Here is a 13,037-nt window from a genome sequence, read left to right as displayed (position 1 = left end):
ATTCCGGCCCGGGGGCGCAGCCGGCGCCCCCTTCGCGCCGGGATCGCGCTAGAATCGCGGCATGCGAGTTCTGGTAATCGAAGACGACACCACCCTGGGCCACGCGCTCCAGGAATTTCTGGCCGACCAGGGGTATGCGGTCGACTGGCTGACCGATGGCGACCGTGTCCTGGGCGCCCTGGCGGGCCAGCCGTATGACCTCCTATTGCTCGACCTCAATCTCCCGGGCATGAGCGGGCTGGACGTGCTGCGCCAGCTGCGCCAGGACGGCAACCAGGTTCCCGTGCTGATCCTCACCGCCCGCGACGGCCTCGACGACCGCGTCGCCGGCCTGGACGCCGGCGCTGACGATTACGTTACCAAGCCTTTCGAACTGCCCGAGCTGGCCGCGCGCGTGCGCGCCTTCGGCCGGCGCCGCGCCGGGCAGGCGCAGCCGCTGATCGAGGTCGGCCCGCTGGTGTTCGACACCGTCGGGCGCGAAGTCCGCGCCAACGGCCAGCGCCTGTCGCTGTCGGTGCGCGAACTCTCGGTGCTGGAAATGCTCATGGCCCGCGTCGGCCGCGTCGTGACCAAGCGCCAGATCGTGAATTCGCTTTCCGCCTGGGACGCCGATTTCAGCGAGAACGCCGTCGAAGTCTATGTGTACCGCCTGCGCAAGCGCCTCGAAGGCACCGGCGCCAGCATCCAGACGGTGCGCGGCTTTGGCTACATGCTGGATGTCGAAACGGTCTGAAGGCCCCGCGGCCCGGCATGCCTGCCGAGCGCATTCCGCCGCCTGAGCAAAGGCACCGCGCATGACGCAGGAACGTCCTCCCAACGCCGCCCCGCCCCCACGCCCCTTGCTTCCCTCGCGTTCGCTGGCGCGGCATCTGGTCATCCGGCTGATGCCGCCGATCCTGCTGCTGGTGCTGCTGGACCTGGCGGCGACCTGGGTCATCACCCACAAGATCGACATGTCGCTATGGATGCTGGAAGATTTCTTCTGGCTGATGGTGGTGGGGCAGATCGCGCTGATCGCCCTGTTCACCTGGGTGGTGGTGCAGGGCGTGCGGTCGGGGCTGCGCTCGGTGAACCACCTGTCCGAAGAAATCCGGCAGCGCTCCATCGACGATATGCAGCCGCTGGAAGTGGGCGGCGTGCCGGTGGAGATCGAACCGCTGGTCACCCATACCAACGACCTGCTGCTGCGCCTGGACGCCTCGCTGGCGGCGCAGCGGCGCTTCATCGGCCATGCCGCGCACCAGCTGCGCACCCCCTTGTCCGGCCTGCGGCTGGAGTCCGAACTGATGCTGGCGCGGCCGCTGCCCGACGACGTGCGCGCCCGCGCCGAGCGCATCAAGGCCGTCAGCGACCGCATGATCCGGCTGGGCCAGCAGCTGCTGGTGCTGGCCCGCGCCGACCCCAATGCCCGCCCGCAGGACAGCTTCGTGCGCATCGACCTGTGCGAATGGGTGCGGGCGCACGGCGCCGAATGGTTTCCGCGGGTGCGCGAGGCGCACTATGAACTGGACCTGGTGGCGCCCGACGCGCCCATCTGGATCGACGCCGATCCCTTGCTGCTGGCCGAACTGCTGGGCAACCTGATCGACAACGCCCTGCGCTACGGCAACGCCACCGGCCGCATCACGCTGATCGTCGGCGCCAACCCGCCGTCGCTGACCGTCGAGGACGACGGCCCGGGCATACCGCCCGAGGAGCGCGACCGCGTGTTCGAGGCCTTCTACCGCTCGCCGACCGCCACGGCCGGCGGCTCCGGCCTGGGTCTGGCCATCGTGCGCGAGATCGCGCACGCGCACGGCGCCTGGTGGAAGCTCACCAGCCGCCCCGATTTTTCCGGCACGCGGCTGTCCGTCGTGTTTCCCGGCCCCCGCAAAGGGGCCCAACTCACTCGTCAAGAACCTACATCATGAGCCAGGATTCCGTCGGCGCAACCGTTCCCAATGGCGCACATCCCGGCGGCGCGCATGCGCCATCGTCGCGGGCCGCGCTGATACTGGGGGCGCTGGGCGTGGTGTACGGCGACATCGGCACCAGCCCGCTGTACACGCTGCGCGCCTGTCTCACGGGGCTGAGCGTGCATACCGACCTGGAGCCGGCGCACCTGCTGGGCGTGCTGTCCATCCTGTTCTGGATGCTGATGGTGGTGGTGTCGTTCAAGTACGTGACGCTGGTGCTGCGCGCCGACAACCGCGGCGAGGGCGGCACGCTGGCGCTGCTGGAGCTGGCGGTGCGGGCGCGCGAGGGCAAGCTGCGCTGGGTGCTGATCGTGCTGGGGATCTTCGGCGCCGCGCTGTTCTACGGCGACAGCATGATCACGCCCGCCATCTCGGTGCTGTCGGCGCTGGAGGGCATCGGCATCGTGTCGCACCAGCTCGACGACTGGGTCGTGCCGCTGGCGCTGGTGGTGCTGGTGGCGCTGTTCGTGATCCAGTCGCACGGCACCGGCGCGATGGGCAAGCTGTTCGGGCCGGTGATGCTGCTGTGGTTCGGCACGCTGGCCGCGCTGGGCGGCTGGCAGGTGTGGCAGACGCCCGAGGTGCTGGCCGCGCTCAACCCCATGTGGGGCCTGCGCTTCATCGTCGAATTCCCCTGGATCAGCTTCGTGCTGCTGGGCGCGGTGGTGCTGGCCCTGACCGGCGCCGAGGCGCTGTACGCCGACATGGGCCATTTCGGCCGCCCGGCGATCCGCCGCGCCTGGTTCAGCATGGTGCTGCCCGCGCTGACGCTGTGCTATTTCGGCCAGGGGGCGCTGCTGCTGCGCGACCCCAGCGCCATTCGCAACCCGTTCTTCATGATGGCGCCGGACTGGGGCCTGGCGCCGCTGGTGGCGCTGGCGACGGTCGCCACCATCGTCGCCTCGCAGGCGGTGATCTCCGGCGCCTATTCCGTGACCCGCCAGGCGGTGCAGCTCGGCTTCTGGCCGCGCATGCAGATCCTGCACACCTCGGCGGTCGAGAAAGGCCAGATCTACCTGCCGCAGGTCAACGCGCTGCTGCTGTGCGCGGTGCTGGTGCTGGTGCTGCTGTTCCAGAACTCCGACAACCTGGCCGCGGCCTACGGCTTTGCGGTGACCGGCACCATGCTGACCACGTCGGTGCTGGCCTTCGCGGTGCTGCCGCGCGGCAGCACGGGGCTCAAGCGCATGCTGTGGTTCACGGTGCTGGGCCTGCTGCTGCTGTTCGACGTGCTGCTGTTCTCGGCCAACGTGTTCAAGATCCACGAGGGCGGCTGGCTGCCGCTGGTGGTGGCCATCGTGGTGTTCACGCTGATGATGACCTGGCGCCGCGGCCGCCGGCTGCTGGCGGACATGCAGCAGCGCGACCGCCAGCCGCTCAAGGAGTTCATGGCCCAGCTCGAGGAATACCCGCCGTCGCGCGTGCCCGGCACCGCGATTTTCATGACCATGAATTCCGGCAACGTGCCGCCGGCGCTCTTGCACAACCTCAAGCACAACAAGGTGCTGCACGACCACGTGCTGTTCCTGACCATCCTGGTGGCCGACGTGCCCTACGTGTCGCAGGAAGAGCGCCTGAGCGTGCAGAAGATCAGCGCCTCCAGCTGGCAGGCCACCATCACCTACGGCTTCAAGGAAGATCCCGACGTGCCGGAAGGGCTGCGGCTGGTGGCCGAAGCCTATCCGGAGATCGACCTGGAGCCGATGCGCACCTCGTTCTTCCTGTCTCGCCAGACCGTGGTGGCGGCCAAGAAGCCGGCCCTGTGGCGCTGGCGCCGCGCGGTGTTCTCCTTCATGGCGCGCAATTCCACGCGCAGCACCAAGTTCTTCAAGATCCCCGCCAACCGCGTGGTGGAGATGGGGATGCAGGTGGAGTTGTAGACTCGGATACGCGCGGAACCGGCCCGCCGCCGCCGGACCAAAAAAAACCCTCCGAAAAGTTCGGAGGGTTTTTTGTTTTGCCGGCAGGCGCCGATTACTTCTTCTTGGCGTCCTTCAGCTGGGGCAAGGAGGTGCCCGACGAGGCCAGCAGGCCGGTCTTCACGTAGGTGAACAGCTTCTCGCGCGTGTCGACGATGTCGAGGTTGCGCATGGTGAGCTGGCCGATGCGGTCGGCCGGGGTGAAGGGGGCGTTTTCCACCTTCTCCATGGACAGGCGCTCGGGCGCGTAGGTCAGGTTGGGCGATTCCGTGTTCAGCAGCGAGTAGTCGTTGCCGCGGCGCAGTTCGATGGTGACTTCGCCGGTGATGGCGCGCGCCACCCAGCGCTGGGCGGTTTCGCGCAGCATGATGGCTTGCGGGTCGAACCAGCGGCCCTGGTACAGCAGGCGGCCCAGCTTGCGGCCGCTTTCGCGGTACTGTTCGATGGTGTCTTCGTTGTGGATGCCGGTGACCAGGCGCTCGTAGGCGATGAAGAGCAGGGCCAGGCCCGGGGCCTCGTAGATGCCGCGGCTCTTGGCCTCGATGATGCGGTTTTCGATCTGGTCGCTCATGCCCAGGCCGTGGCGCCCGCCGATGCGGTTGGCTTCGAGCATCAGCTCGACCGGGTCGGCGTACTCCACGCCATTGAGGGCGACGGGCTGGCCTTCCTCGAAGCGCACCGTGACTTCCTCGGCCTTGACGGCCACGTCGTCGCGCCAGAAGGCCACGCCCATGATGGGCTTGACGATGCGGATGCCGGAGTTCAGATGCTCCAGGTCCTTGGCTTCGTGGGTCGCGCCCAGCAGGTTGGAGTCGGTGGAATAGGCTTTCTCGGCCGACATCTTGTAGTCGAAACCGGCCTGGCGCATGTACTCCGACATTTCCGAACGGCCGCCGAGCTCGTCGATGAAGCGCTGGTCGAGCCAGGGCTTGTAGATCTTGAGGTCGGGGTTGGTCAGCAGGCCGTAGCGGTAGAAGCGCTCGATGTCGTTGCCCTTGAAGGTGCTGCCGTCGCCCCAGATGTTGACGTCGTCTTCCTTCATGGCGGCCACCAGCATGGTGCCGGTGACGGCGCGGCCGATGGGCGTGGTGTTGAAGTAGGTGATGCCGGCCGTCGAGATGTGGAACGCGCCCGATTGCAGGGCGGCGATGCCTTCGGCCACCAGCTGCGCGCGGCAGTCGATCAGGCGGGCCTTTTCGGCGCCGTAGGCCATGGCCTTGCGCGGGATTTCATCGTAGTCGGACTCATCGGGCTGGCCCAGGTTCGCCGTGTAGGCGTAGGGAACGACGCCGTTGTTGCGCATCCACAGGAGCGCTGCGCTGGTGTCGAGGCCGCCGGAAAAGGCGATGCCGACCTTCTGGCCGGTCGGAAGGTTCGGGAGGATAGTAGTCATTGTTCGAGATGAGACGCCAACAGGACTTGGACAGGCTTGGGCCGCAGCCGGCCGCCAGACAGAAGAATCTGGCGGCTAGTTTAACTCTTTTAACTCTTTTGGCCTGGCGCGCGCGGCGCGAACAGCGCCGCCACCCCGAGCTGGCGGATCAGCTGCGCGGTGGCGGCGGCCAGGCGCGTGGCCGGCCGGTGGCGGGCGCTGGCCAGCACCAGGTCGTTGGTGATCGTGGGACTGTGGATGTCGCACAGCGACAGCGCGTGCTCGGCGGCCGGGCCGCTTGCGGCCGAACGCGGCAGGATGGCGTAGGCGTCGCCCTGGGCGGCCAGCTCGACGATGGTCTGCACGGCGTCGACCTCGACGGCGATCGTCAGGCGCACGCCCTGGGCGCGGCACACGCTCTCGACCAGCGTGCGGATGGCGTTGGGCAGGCTGGGCACCACCAGCGGATAGTCGCCCAGCTGCGCCACGGCCACGCGCGCCGGCAGGGGCGGGCGGTGGCCGGCCGCGGCCACCAGCACCAGGTCTTCGCGAAACAGCGATTCGTAGCCCAGCTGGGGCGAGGCGGCCGGATCGTAGAGCAGGGCCAGGTCGACCCGCCCGGCCAGCAGCCATTCGCGCACCTGGGCGCTCAGGCCTTCGGCCACGGCGATGGAGGCGTCGGGAAAATCGCGGCGGAAGGCCTGCACCAGCGGCGGCGTCAGCACCCGCGCGATGCGCGGCGGCAGGCCCACCACCACCTTGCCGGTGGGCGTTTCGCGCAGGCTTTGCAGGTCTTCCTTGGCGCGTTCGGCCAGGGTCAGCAGGGCGCGGGCGTGTTCCAGGAAGCGCAGCCCGGCCTCGGTGGGCTCGGCGCCGCGGCCGTTGCGATACAGCAGATGCTGGCCCAGCTCCAGTTCCAGCAGGCGGACCTGGCGGCTGAGCGTGGGCTGCGCCACGTCTAGCATTTCGGCCGCGCGCGAGAAGCTGCGCCTTTCGGCCACGCGCAGAAAGTACTCGATCTGCTTGAGATCCATGGATATGCCAAAAATCTATATCTGAAATCAAAGATATAGCATTGTTTGGCGGCCGGCAATTCACCACCATGAGGCTTTCCCACACAGGAAGCCGCCGTGCCCGATTGCCGTCCTCCGCTCGCCTCGCCGTCCCGCCCAAGCCATGCGCTGCCGCCGGGGGCCTGCGACGCGCATTGCCACGTGTTCGGGCCGGCCGCGGTGTTTCCGTATGCCGAGGGCCGTTCCTATACGCCGCCGGACGCGCCTTACGAGGCGATGGCGGCGCTGCATGCGCGCCTGGGCGTGGAGCGGGCGGTGCTGGTGCAGGCCAATTGCCACGGCGCGGACCACGGCGCGCTGCTGGACGCGCTGGCCCGCAGCGGCGGACGCTATCGCGGCGTCGCGCTGCTGGGCGCGCACGCCACCGGCGAGGAGGTGGCGCGCCTGCACGCGGCGGGCGTGCGCGCCGCCCGCTTCAACTTCGTGCCGCACCTGGGCGGCGCGCCCGACCCTGCCGTCTTCGACCATGTCGTGAAGCTGATCGCGCCGTTGGGCTGGCATCTCTGCCTGCATCTGGACGGGGCCATGTTGCCCGGCCTGCTGCCGCGCCTGACCGCGCTGCCGCTGCCCTTCGTGATCGACCACATGGGCCGGCTGAAGGCGGCCGACGGACTGGCGTCGCCGGCGATGCGGGCCATGCTGGCGCTGGCCGAGGTGCCGCAGGCCTGGGTCAAGGTGTCGGGCATAGACCGCATCGCCTCGGGCCGGCGGCCGTACGCCGAGGGCCTGCCCTTCGTGCGCGCGCTGGCCGAGGCCTTGCCCGATCGCTGCCTGTGGGGCACCGACTGGCCGCATCCCAACGTGGCCGGCGACATGCCCGACGACGGCGAGCTGGTGGACCTGCTGTTCCAGGCCTGCCCCGACGCGGCCTTGCGCCGGCGCATCCTGGTGGACAACCCGGCGCGGCTGTACGGATTCGAGCCGCCGCGCGAACGATAAGAAAATTCGACTCAAGGAGACATCATGTTCAAGAAAATACTGTGCGCGGGCCTGCTGGGCCTGGCGGCGCTGGGCGCGGCCCGGGCCGAGGGGCCGGTGCGCCTGGTCGTCGCGTTTCCGCCGGGCGGGCCGGTCGATCTGGTGGGCCGGGTGCTGGCCGAGCAGCTGGGCAAGGATCTGGGCCAGCCGGTCATCGTGGAAAACCGCGCCGGCGCCAACGGCAATATCGCGGCGGCCTATGTGGCCAAGGCGCCGGCCGACGGCTCGGTGCTGTTCCTGACCAGCGTGGGCGCGGTCGCCATCAGCCCGGCGCTCTACAAGGACCTGCCGTACGACCCGGCGCGCGATTTCGCGCCGGTGTCCAAAGTGGTCAACAACGCCACGGTGTTCGTGGTGAACCCGTCCAATCCGGCGGCCGACGCGGCCGATTTCGTCAAGCGGTCGCAGGCCGCGACGCAGGCCGTGGCGATCGGCTCCTCGGGCATCGGCAGCATTCCGCACCTGACGCTGGAGATGTTCGCCGACGCCAGCCGCGCAAACGTCCTGCACGTGCCGTACAAAGGCGCCGCGCCGGTCATCAACGACGTGATGGGCAACCAGGTGGCGGGTTTCTTCGGCGACGTGCCCGGCCTGATCGGGCATATCCAGGGCGGCAAGCTCAAGGCGCTGGGAATCGCGGCGCCGACGCGCCATCCGCTGCTGCCGCAGGTCAGGACGCTGGCCGAGCAGGGCATCGCCGGGGTGGAGTCCAACAACTGGTATGGCCTGGTCGCGCCGGCCGCCACGCCGCCGGCCGTCATCGAGCGGCTGAACCAGGCCGTGCGCGCCGCGCTGGCGACGGAGAGCGTGCGCGCCCGGCTGGAGAAGTTCGGCGCCCAGCCCGCGCCCGGCACTCCGCAGGAACTGGCCGCGCTGATCGCGTCCGACCGCGAGAAATGGACCGCGCTGATCCAGCGCAAGAACATCCGTCCGGAGTGAAGCCATGAGCGCAAGCCGAGTCGCGCCCGTGGCGCCGGGCGCCCGTCCCGAACTGGCCGCGCTGGAGGCGCGCATCGCCGCCGCGCGCGGCCGCATTTCGCCGCTGTACCAGGTGCTGCTGAACAGCCCCGCCGTGGTCGAGGGCTGGGAGGCCATGCTGACGGCCATCCGCCAGAAGACCGCGCTGCCGCCGCGGCTGCGTGAGCTGATCATCCTGCGCGTGGCGACCCTGAACGGCGCGCCCTACGAGTTCGAGGCGCACGTGCCGCACGCGCTGGCCGCGGGCATGCCCCAGGCCCTGATCGACGTATTGCGCGAGGGGCCCGCGCCGGCCGGACTGCGCGGCCTGGAGCCGGGCGAGGCCGAGGTGCTGGCGCTGACCGACGCCATGACCCGCGATATCGAAGTGCCGGACGCCGTGTTCGCGCCGCTGTGCGCGCGCTGCGACGATACGCAGCTGGTCGAGCTGACGGCGACCGTCGCCGCCTACAACATGGTGTCGCGCTTTCTGGTGGCGCTACACGTCGGACATTGAAAAGGAGAGCAAGGTGCAGGAACAGGTGATTCTGGTCTCGCTGGGCGCGCGCAGCGACGAGCCGCGCGCGCGCGAATTCATGCGCACGCTGACGCGGGGCCTGGCAGGCGTGCACGCCCGCGGCTATGCCGCCGTGGAAGAGGACGAGACCTACATCTATCTGCGCGGGCCGGCCGCCGTGCTGACCGAGGTCCGCGCCCGGCTGGCCGAACATTTCCCGGCGTTGCGCGTCCGCGTGCTGAATCGGACGCTGGAATTGGCCGGGGCGTCGGCGGGGCAGGACGCCCCGTGGCACTACATCGTCGAGACCGACGTGCGGCCCGAGGCCGAAGCGGACCTGAACGCCTGGTACGACCACGAGCATCTGCCGGGCCTGGCGGCGGTGCCGGGCACCGTGCGCGCGGTGCGCTACGAATGCCGCGACCAGCCTCCGCGCTATCTGGCCTGCTACGACCTGCACACGCGCGAGACCTTCGGCAGCCCGCCGTGGCTCGCCGTGCGCGCCAGCGACTGGAGCAGCCGCGTGCGGCCGTCGTTCGTCAACACGCGCCGCACGATGTTCCGCAGGATTTTGTAGGATGGGTGCAGCGCGGCAGTTCCTGGGCAAGAACTCAAGTTCCCAGCGCGCGTAACCCATCGGCCGGCGCGAGCCGGCGCCTGATTACTCCACCTGCCCCAGCAGCAGGAACTCCATCAGCGCCTTCTGCACGTGCATGCGGTTTTCCGCTTCGTCCCAGACCACGCTTTGCGGGCCGTCGATGACTTCGCCGGTGACTTCCTCGCCGCGGTGGGCGGGCAGGCAGTGCATGAACACGGCCTGGGGATCGGCCACCGCCATCATGTCGGTGTCCACGCACCAGTCGGCGAAGGCGGCGCGGCGCTCTTCGTTTTCGGCTTCATAGCCCATGCTGGTCCACACGTCGGTGGTGACGAGGTGGGCGCCCTTGCAGGCTTCCATGGGGTCCTTGAACTGGCGCAGCGCCGTGGCCGGCGGCGTGCCGATGCGGGCGGCTTCGAGCTCGTAGCCGGCCGGCGTGGACACGTGCAGCGTGAAGCCCAGCATTTCGGCGGCCTGCAGCCAGGTGTAGGCCATGTTGTTGGCGTCGCCCACCCAGGCCACGGTCTTGCCGGCGATCGAGCCGCGGTGCTCGATGTAGGTGAAGATGTCGGCCAGGATCTGGCAGGGATGGAATTCGTTGGTCAGGCCGTTGATCACGGGCACGCGCGAGTGCGAGGCGAAGCGCTCGATGCGGGTCTGCTCGAACGTGCGGATCATGACGATGTCGACCATGCGCGAAATCACGCGCGCGGTGTCCTCGATGGGCTCGGAGCGGCCCAGCTGCGAGTCGTTGGAGGTCAGGTTGATGACCGAGCCGCCCATCTGGTACATGCCGGCCTCGAAGGACACGCGGGTGCGCGTGCTGGCCTTTTCGAACACCATGGCCAGCGTGCGGTCGTGCAGCGGCATGTGGGGTTCGTAACGCTTGAACTTGTCCTTGATCAGCCGCGCGCGTTCCAGCACGTAGGCGATTTCGGCGGACGAGAAGTCCTTGAACTGCAGGAAGTGCCGCAGGGGGCCGTTTTGGGTCGTGGGAGGAGTCATGGTGATGTCGCAGGTCATTGGGCCCGGCCGGGCAAGGCCCGGGCGGGGCGTTGATTATGATTGTTCGGCCAGGAAATCCCGGATGAGGGGAACCAGGATGGCGACGATGCGGTCGGCCTCGTCCTGGTTGAGGATCAGCGGCGGCAGCATGCGGATGACGCGGTCGCGCGTGACGTTGATGAGCAGCCCGGCCTGCATGGCGCGCATGGCCAGCACGCCACAGGGGCGGGCCAGTTCGATGCCCAGCATCAGGCCGCGGCCGCGGATTTCGGTGACGCCGGGCGTGCCGGCAAGCTCGCGGCCCAGGGCGTCTTTCAGGTGGGCGCCCACGGCGTGGGCGTTTTCCAGCAGATTTTCGGATTCCAGGGCGTCCAGCACCGCCAGCCCGGCCGCGCACACCAGCGGGCCGCCGCCGAAAGTCGTGCCGTGGGTGCCCGGGGTGAGCACGCCGGCGGCGGGCCCGGCGGCCAGCATGGCGCCGATGGGCACCCCGCCGGCCAGGCCCTTGGCCAGGGTCATCACGTCGGGCCGGATGTCGGCCCACTGGTGGGCGAACCACTTGCCGGTGCGGCCGATGCCGGACTGGACTTCGTCGATCATCAGCAGCCAGCCGCGCTCCGTGCACAGGCGGCGCAATGCCTGCAGGTAGGCGATGTCGGACGGGCGGATGCCGCCTTCGCCCTGCAGCACCTCCAGCAGCACCGCCACCGTGCGCGGTTCGGCGTCGCCGGCGGCGCGCACCGCGTCGAGCTGGTTGTACGGCACCTGGATGAAGCCTTCGGGCAGGGGGCCGAAACCCTTGCGCGCCTTGTCGCTGCCGGTGGCCGCCAGCGTGCCCAGCGTGCGCCCGTGCCAGGACGAGTCCATGGTGATGATGTGGGCATGCGAGTTGCCGCGCTGGTAGGCGTAGTAGCGGGCCAGCTTGATCGCGGCCTCGTTGGCCTCGGAGCCGCTGTTGTTGAAGGCCACTTCCTGCATGCCGGACAGTTCGGCCAGGCGGGCCGCCAGCGCGGTCTGCTGCGGGATTTCGTAGATATTCGAGGTATGGATGAGGCGGGCGGCCTGCCCGGCGATCGCGGCCACCAGCGCGGGGTGGGCATGGCCCAGGCAGGACACGCCGATCCCGGCCAGCGCATCCAGGTACTTGCGACCCTCGGCGTCCCACAGCCAGACGCCCTGGCCGTGCGTGAACGATACCGGCAGCCGGGCATAGATGTTGGCCAGAGGCGAGGTCATTGCGGATCCTCCTGGGTAAGGCGGGGCGATTCGAGGGGCAGGTGGGTGCAAGTCGGGGTCGACTCGCGACCGGGCTTGCGGCCGGCCTTCCAAAACCCGCCTTTCTCCTGGGAAATCGGCGTTTTAAGGAGGGCAAAGGATCAATCATATACAATTCGCGGCGCAGGGCGCATGTTTGATCACGCCGAAGATCCGGCTTTCGTGAAGGGCGCGCTGTAGTGAAGAACTCATGGCAACTCGCGTCAGACAATTCGTAATTCATGGCGTTACCGAAAGCGGTAGCCGCTTCCGCCCCAGCGACTGGGCGGAACGGCTCGCCGGCGTAATGGCACAATTCCGCCCCGCCGGCTGTGCCGGTAACCACCTCACTTATTCGCCCTATGTGCTGCCGGTCGTGATCGACGGCGTGCGCGGGATCGTGGTCGACCAGCGGCTGCGCGACCTGGAGCCGCTGGCGTACAAGTTCGTGGTGGATTTCGCCCACGACAACAAGCTCAAGACCGAAGAACGCGAAATCTAGGTCCCCACACCAAAAAAGCGCCCCAGACCGGGCGCTTTTTCATTGGGCCGCCCGCGTTCAGGCGCCGTAGCGGTCGAGGATCTTGCGGATATCGCGCTCTTCCGGGGCCGCGCTCAGCAGCGCGCGGGCGGTGACGGCCTCCAGGTGGTGCTCCAGCAGGCGCAGCACCCGCCGTTCGTCGCGCGCGCGCAGGCCGGCCACGATTTCGCGGTGCTCGCTCACCGCGCATTCGCTCGAATGCGGCCGGCCGTAGAGGGCCAGGATCAGCGAGCAGCGCGACACGGTCTCGTTGACGTAGCGCGCAAATACGGCATTGCCCGACAGCTCGGCCATCAGGATGTGGAATTCGCCCGAGAGGCGGATCGATTCGTTGACGCTGCGCCCGCGGGCTGCTTCTTCCAGCGCCAGGTGGCGCTCCAGCCGCGCCAGGCCGGCCTCGTCGATGTGTTGCAGCAGCCGGCGGGCGACGTCGCGCTCCAGGCAGCGGCGCGCCTCGAAGATGTCGTGCGCCTCTTCCAGGCTGGGGCGCGCCACCGCGGCCCCGCGGTTGGGGCGCAGGTCCACCAGCCCTTCGCTGAACAGGCGCGTCAGCACGCCGCGCACGATGGTCCGGCTGACGCCGTAACGTTCGCCGATGATGTCCTCGGGCAGCTTGTCGCCCGGCAGCAGCGCCTGCTCGATAATGGCCCGGCGCAAATTTTTGTATACGATTTCGTTGCGATTGGCGGGGGCGTCTGCCGGCGCGGGGGAGGTCATGGTGGGGTCGGCTCCTGGGCCGGCAACGCGGGCCGGCCCGGAAAGAATACTACAACGGCGGATCAGGGTTAGCGATAGCTGGCTGCGGCAGTGCCAGGCTATACATCGCCGTCCAAAAATCGTATACATTTATTTATACAAAACTCAGGCC

Annotated in this window: 13 protein-coding genes; 8 read left to right on the top strand and 5 right to left on the bottom strand. The window is 68.7% G+C overall.

Going from position 1 to position 13,037, the window contains the following annotated elements:
* Window positions 1–61: 61 nt before the first annotated feature.
* The 3 genes from AC1M14_RS18415 (at window position 62) to AC1M14_RS18405 (ending at window position 3,835) form a co-directional block, all read left to right on the top strand.
* The gene (locus tag AC1M14_RS18415; protein WP_102774624.1) at window positions 62–733 is read left to right on the top strand and encodes a response regulator transcription factor; all 672 of its coding nucleotides are present in this window, start codon (window positions 62–64) and stop codon (window positions 731–733) included.
* A 61-nt stretch (window positions 734–794) separates the two neighbouring features.
* Entirely contained in the window at window positions 795–1,910 is a 1,116-nt protein-coding gene (locus tag AC1M14_RS18410; RefSeq protein ID WP_111827046.1) for a sensor histidine kinase, read from the top strand.
* Window positions 1,907–3,835 (top strand): potassium transporter Kup, encoded by a 1,929-nt coding sequence (locus tag AC1M14_RS18405; RefSeq protein WP_479730223.1) that lies wholly within the window; start codon window positions 1,907–1,909, stop codon window positions 3,833–3,835. Before AC1M14_RS18410 ends, AC1M14_RS18405 begins: the two co-directional genes overlap by 4 nt.
* Before the next feature lie 94 nt (window positions 3,836–3,929).
* Here the strand turns inward: AC1M14_RS18405 and argG are convergent, their stop codons facing one another.
* A complete protein-coding gene (gene argG / locus AC1M14_RS18400) occupies window positions 3,930–5,267 on the bottom strand; it encodes an argininosuccinate synthase (protein WP_102774621.1) in 1,338 nt (445 codons plus the stop codon).
* Window positions 5,268–5,356: 89 nt separating this feature from the next.
* Window positions 5,357–6,280, bottom strand: a complete 924-nt coding sequence (locus tag AC1M14_RS18395; RefSeq protein ID WP_479730222.1) for a LysR family transcriptional regulator — start codon at window positions 6,278–6,280, stop codon at window positions 5,357–5,359.
* Window positions 6,281–6,376: 96 nt separating this feature from the next.
* Between AC1M14_RS18395 and AC1M14_RS18390 the strand changes: the two genes are divergently transcribed.
* From AC1M14_RS18390 to AC1M14_RS18375, 4 genes are read left to right on the top strand one after another with little or no spacing between them, the layout of a single operon-like run.
* Window positions 6,377–7,258: an amidohydrolase family protein gene (locus AC1M14_RS18390; protein WP_102774619.1), complete on the top strand. Its 882-nt coding sequence runs from the start codon at window positions 6,377–6,379 to the stop codon at window positions 7,256–7,258.
* 24 nt (window positions 7,259–7,282) lie between these two features.
* Complete coding sequence (locus AC1M14_RS18385) at window positions 7,283–8,236, top strand: Bug family tripartite tricarboxylate transporter substrate binding protein (protein WP_479730221.1); 954 nt, start codon at window positions 7,283–7,285, stop codon at window positions 8,234–8,236.
* 4 nt (window positions 8,237–8,240) lie between these two features.
* Window positions 8,241–8,771 carry a carboxymuconolactone decarboxylase family protein gene (locus AC1M14_RS18380; RefSeq protein WP_479730220.1) on the top strand — a complete coding sequence of 177 codons (531 nt, stop codon included), beginning with the start codon at window positions 8,241–8,243 and terminating at the stop codon, window positions 8,769–8,771.
* A gap of 13 nt (window positions 8,772–8,784) precedes the next feature.
* Complete coding sequence (locus tag AC1M14_RS18375) at window positions 8,785–9,348, top strand: hypothetical protein (RefSeq protein WP_479730219.1); 564 nt, start codon at window positions 8,785–8,787, stop codon at window positions 9,346–9,348.
* An 84-nt stretch (window positions 9,349–9,432) separates the two neighbouring features.
* Here the strand turns inward: AC1M14_RS18375 and argF are convergent, their stop codons facing one another.
* Both argF and AC1M14_RS18365 read right to left on the bottom strand, forming a co-directional pair.
* Window positions 9,433–10,374, bottom strand: a complete 942-nt coding sequence (argF, locus tag AC1M14_RS18370) for an ornithine carbamoyltransferase (protein ID WP_479730218.1) — start codon at window positions 10,372–10,374, stop codon at window positions 9,433–9,435.
* A gap of 54 nt (window positions 10,375–10,428) precedes the next feature.
* Window positions 10,429–11,610 carry an acetylornithine transaminase gene (locus AC1M14_RS18365; RefSeq protein WP_479730217.1) on the bottom strand — a complete coding sequence of 394 codons (1,182 nt, stop codon included), beginning with the start codon at window positions 11,608–11,610 and terminating at the stop codon, window positions 10,429–10,431.
* A gap of 229 nt (window positions 11,611–11,839) precedes the next feature.
* On the opposite strand from AC1M14_RS18365, the gene AC1M14_RS18360 reads away from it, so the two are divergent.
* Window positions 11,840–12,130: a DUF3579 domain-containing protein gene (locus AC1M14_RS18360; RefSeq protein WP_102774614.1), complete on the top strand. Its 291-nt coding sequence runs from the start codon at window positions 11,840–11,842 to the stop codon at window positions 12,128–12,130.
* Window positions 12,131–12,187: 57 nt separating this feature from the next.
* Here the strand turns inward: AC1M14_RS18360 and AC1M14_RS18355 are convergent, their stop codons facing one another.
* Window positions 12,188–12,826 carry a GntR family transcriptional regulator gene (locus tag AC1M14_RS18355; protein ID WP_479730216.1) on the bottom strand — a complete coding sequence of 213 codons (639 nt, stop codon included), beginning with the start codon at window positions 12,824–12,826 and terminating at the stop codon, window positions 12,188–12,190.
* Window positions 12,827–13,037: the final 211 nt, after the last annotated feature.

The organism is Achromobacter sp. SX5, assembly GCF_056711425.1.
This window is presented reverse-complemented; position numbering and strand designations above follow the sequence as displayed.

Coding starts and splice junctions, on each gene's coding strand:
- AC1M14_RS18405 (WP_479730223.1), top strand. CDS start 1,907: ATGAGCCAGGATTCCGTCGGCGCAACCGTTCCCAATGGCGCACATCCC.
- AC1M14_RS18385 (WP_479730221.1), top strand. CDS start 7,283: ATGTTCAAGAAAATACTGTGCGCGGGCCTGCTGGGCCTGGCGGCGCTG.
- argG (WP_102774621.1), bottom strand. CDS start 5,267: ATGACTACTATCCTCCCGAACCTTCCGACCGGCCAGAAGGTCGGCATC.
- AC1M14_RS18410 (WP_111827046.1), top strand. CDS start 795: ATGACGCAGGAACGTCCTCCCAACGCCGCCCCGCCCCCACGCCCCTTG.
- AC1M14_RS18395 (WP_479730222.1), bottom strand. CDS start 6,280: ATGGATCTCAAGCAGATCGAGTACTTTCTGCGCGTGGCCGAAAGGCGC.
- AC1M14_RS18365 (WP_479730217.1), bottom strand. CDS start 11,610: ATGACCTCGCCTCTGGCCAACATCTATGCCCGGCTGCCGGTATCGTTC.
- AC1M14_RS18415 (WP_102774624.1), top strand. CDS start 62: ATGCGAGTTCTGGTAATCGAAGACGACACCACCCTGGGCCACGCGCTC.
- AC1M14_RS18380 (WP_479730220.1), top strand. CDS start 8,241: ATGAGCGCAAGCCGAGTCGCGCCCGTGGCGCCGGGCGCCCGTCCCGAA.
- AC1M14_RS18360 (WP_102774614.1), top strand. CDS start 11,840: ATGGCAACTCGCGTCAGACAATTCGTAATTCATGGCGTTACCGAAAGC.
- argF (WP_479730218.1), bottom strand. CDS start 10,374: ATGACTCCTCCCACGACCCAAAACGGCCCCCTGCGGCACTTCCTGCAG.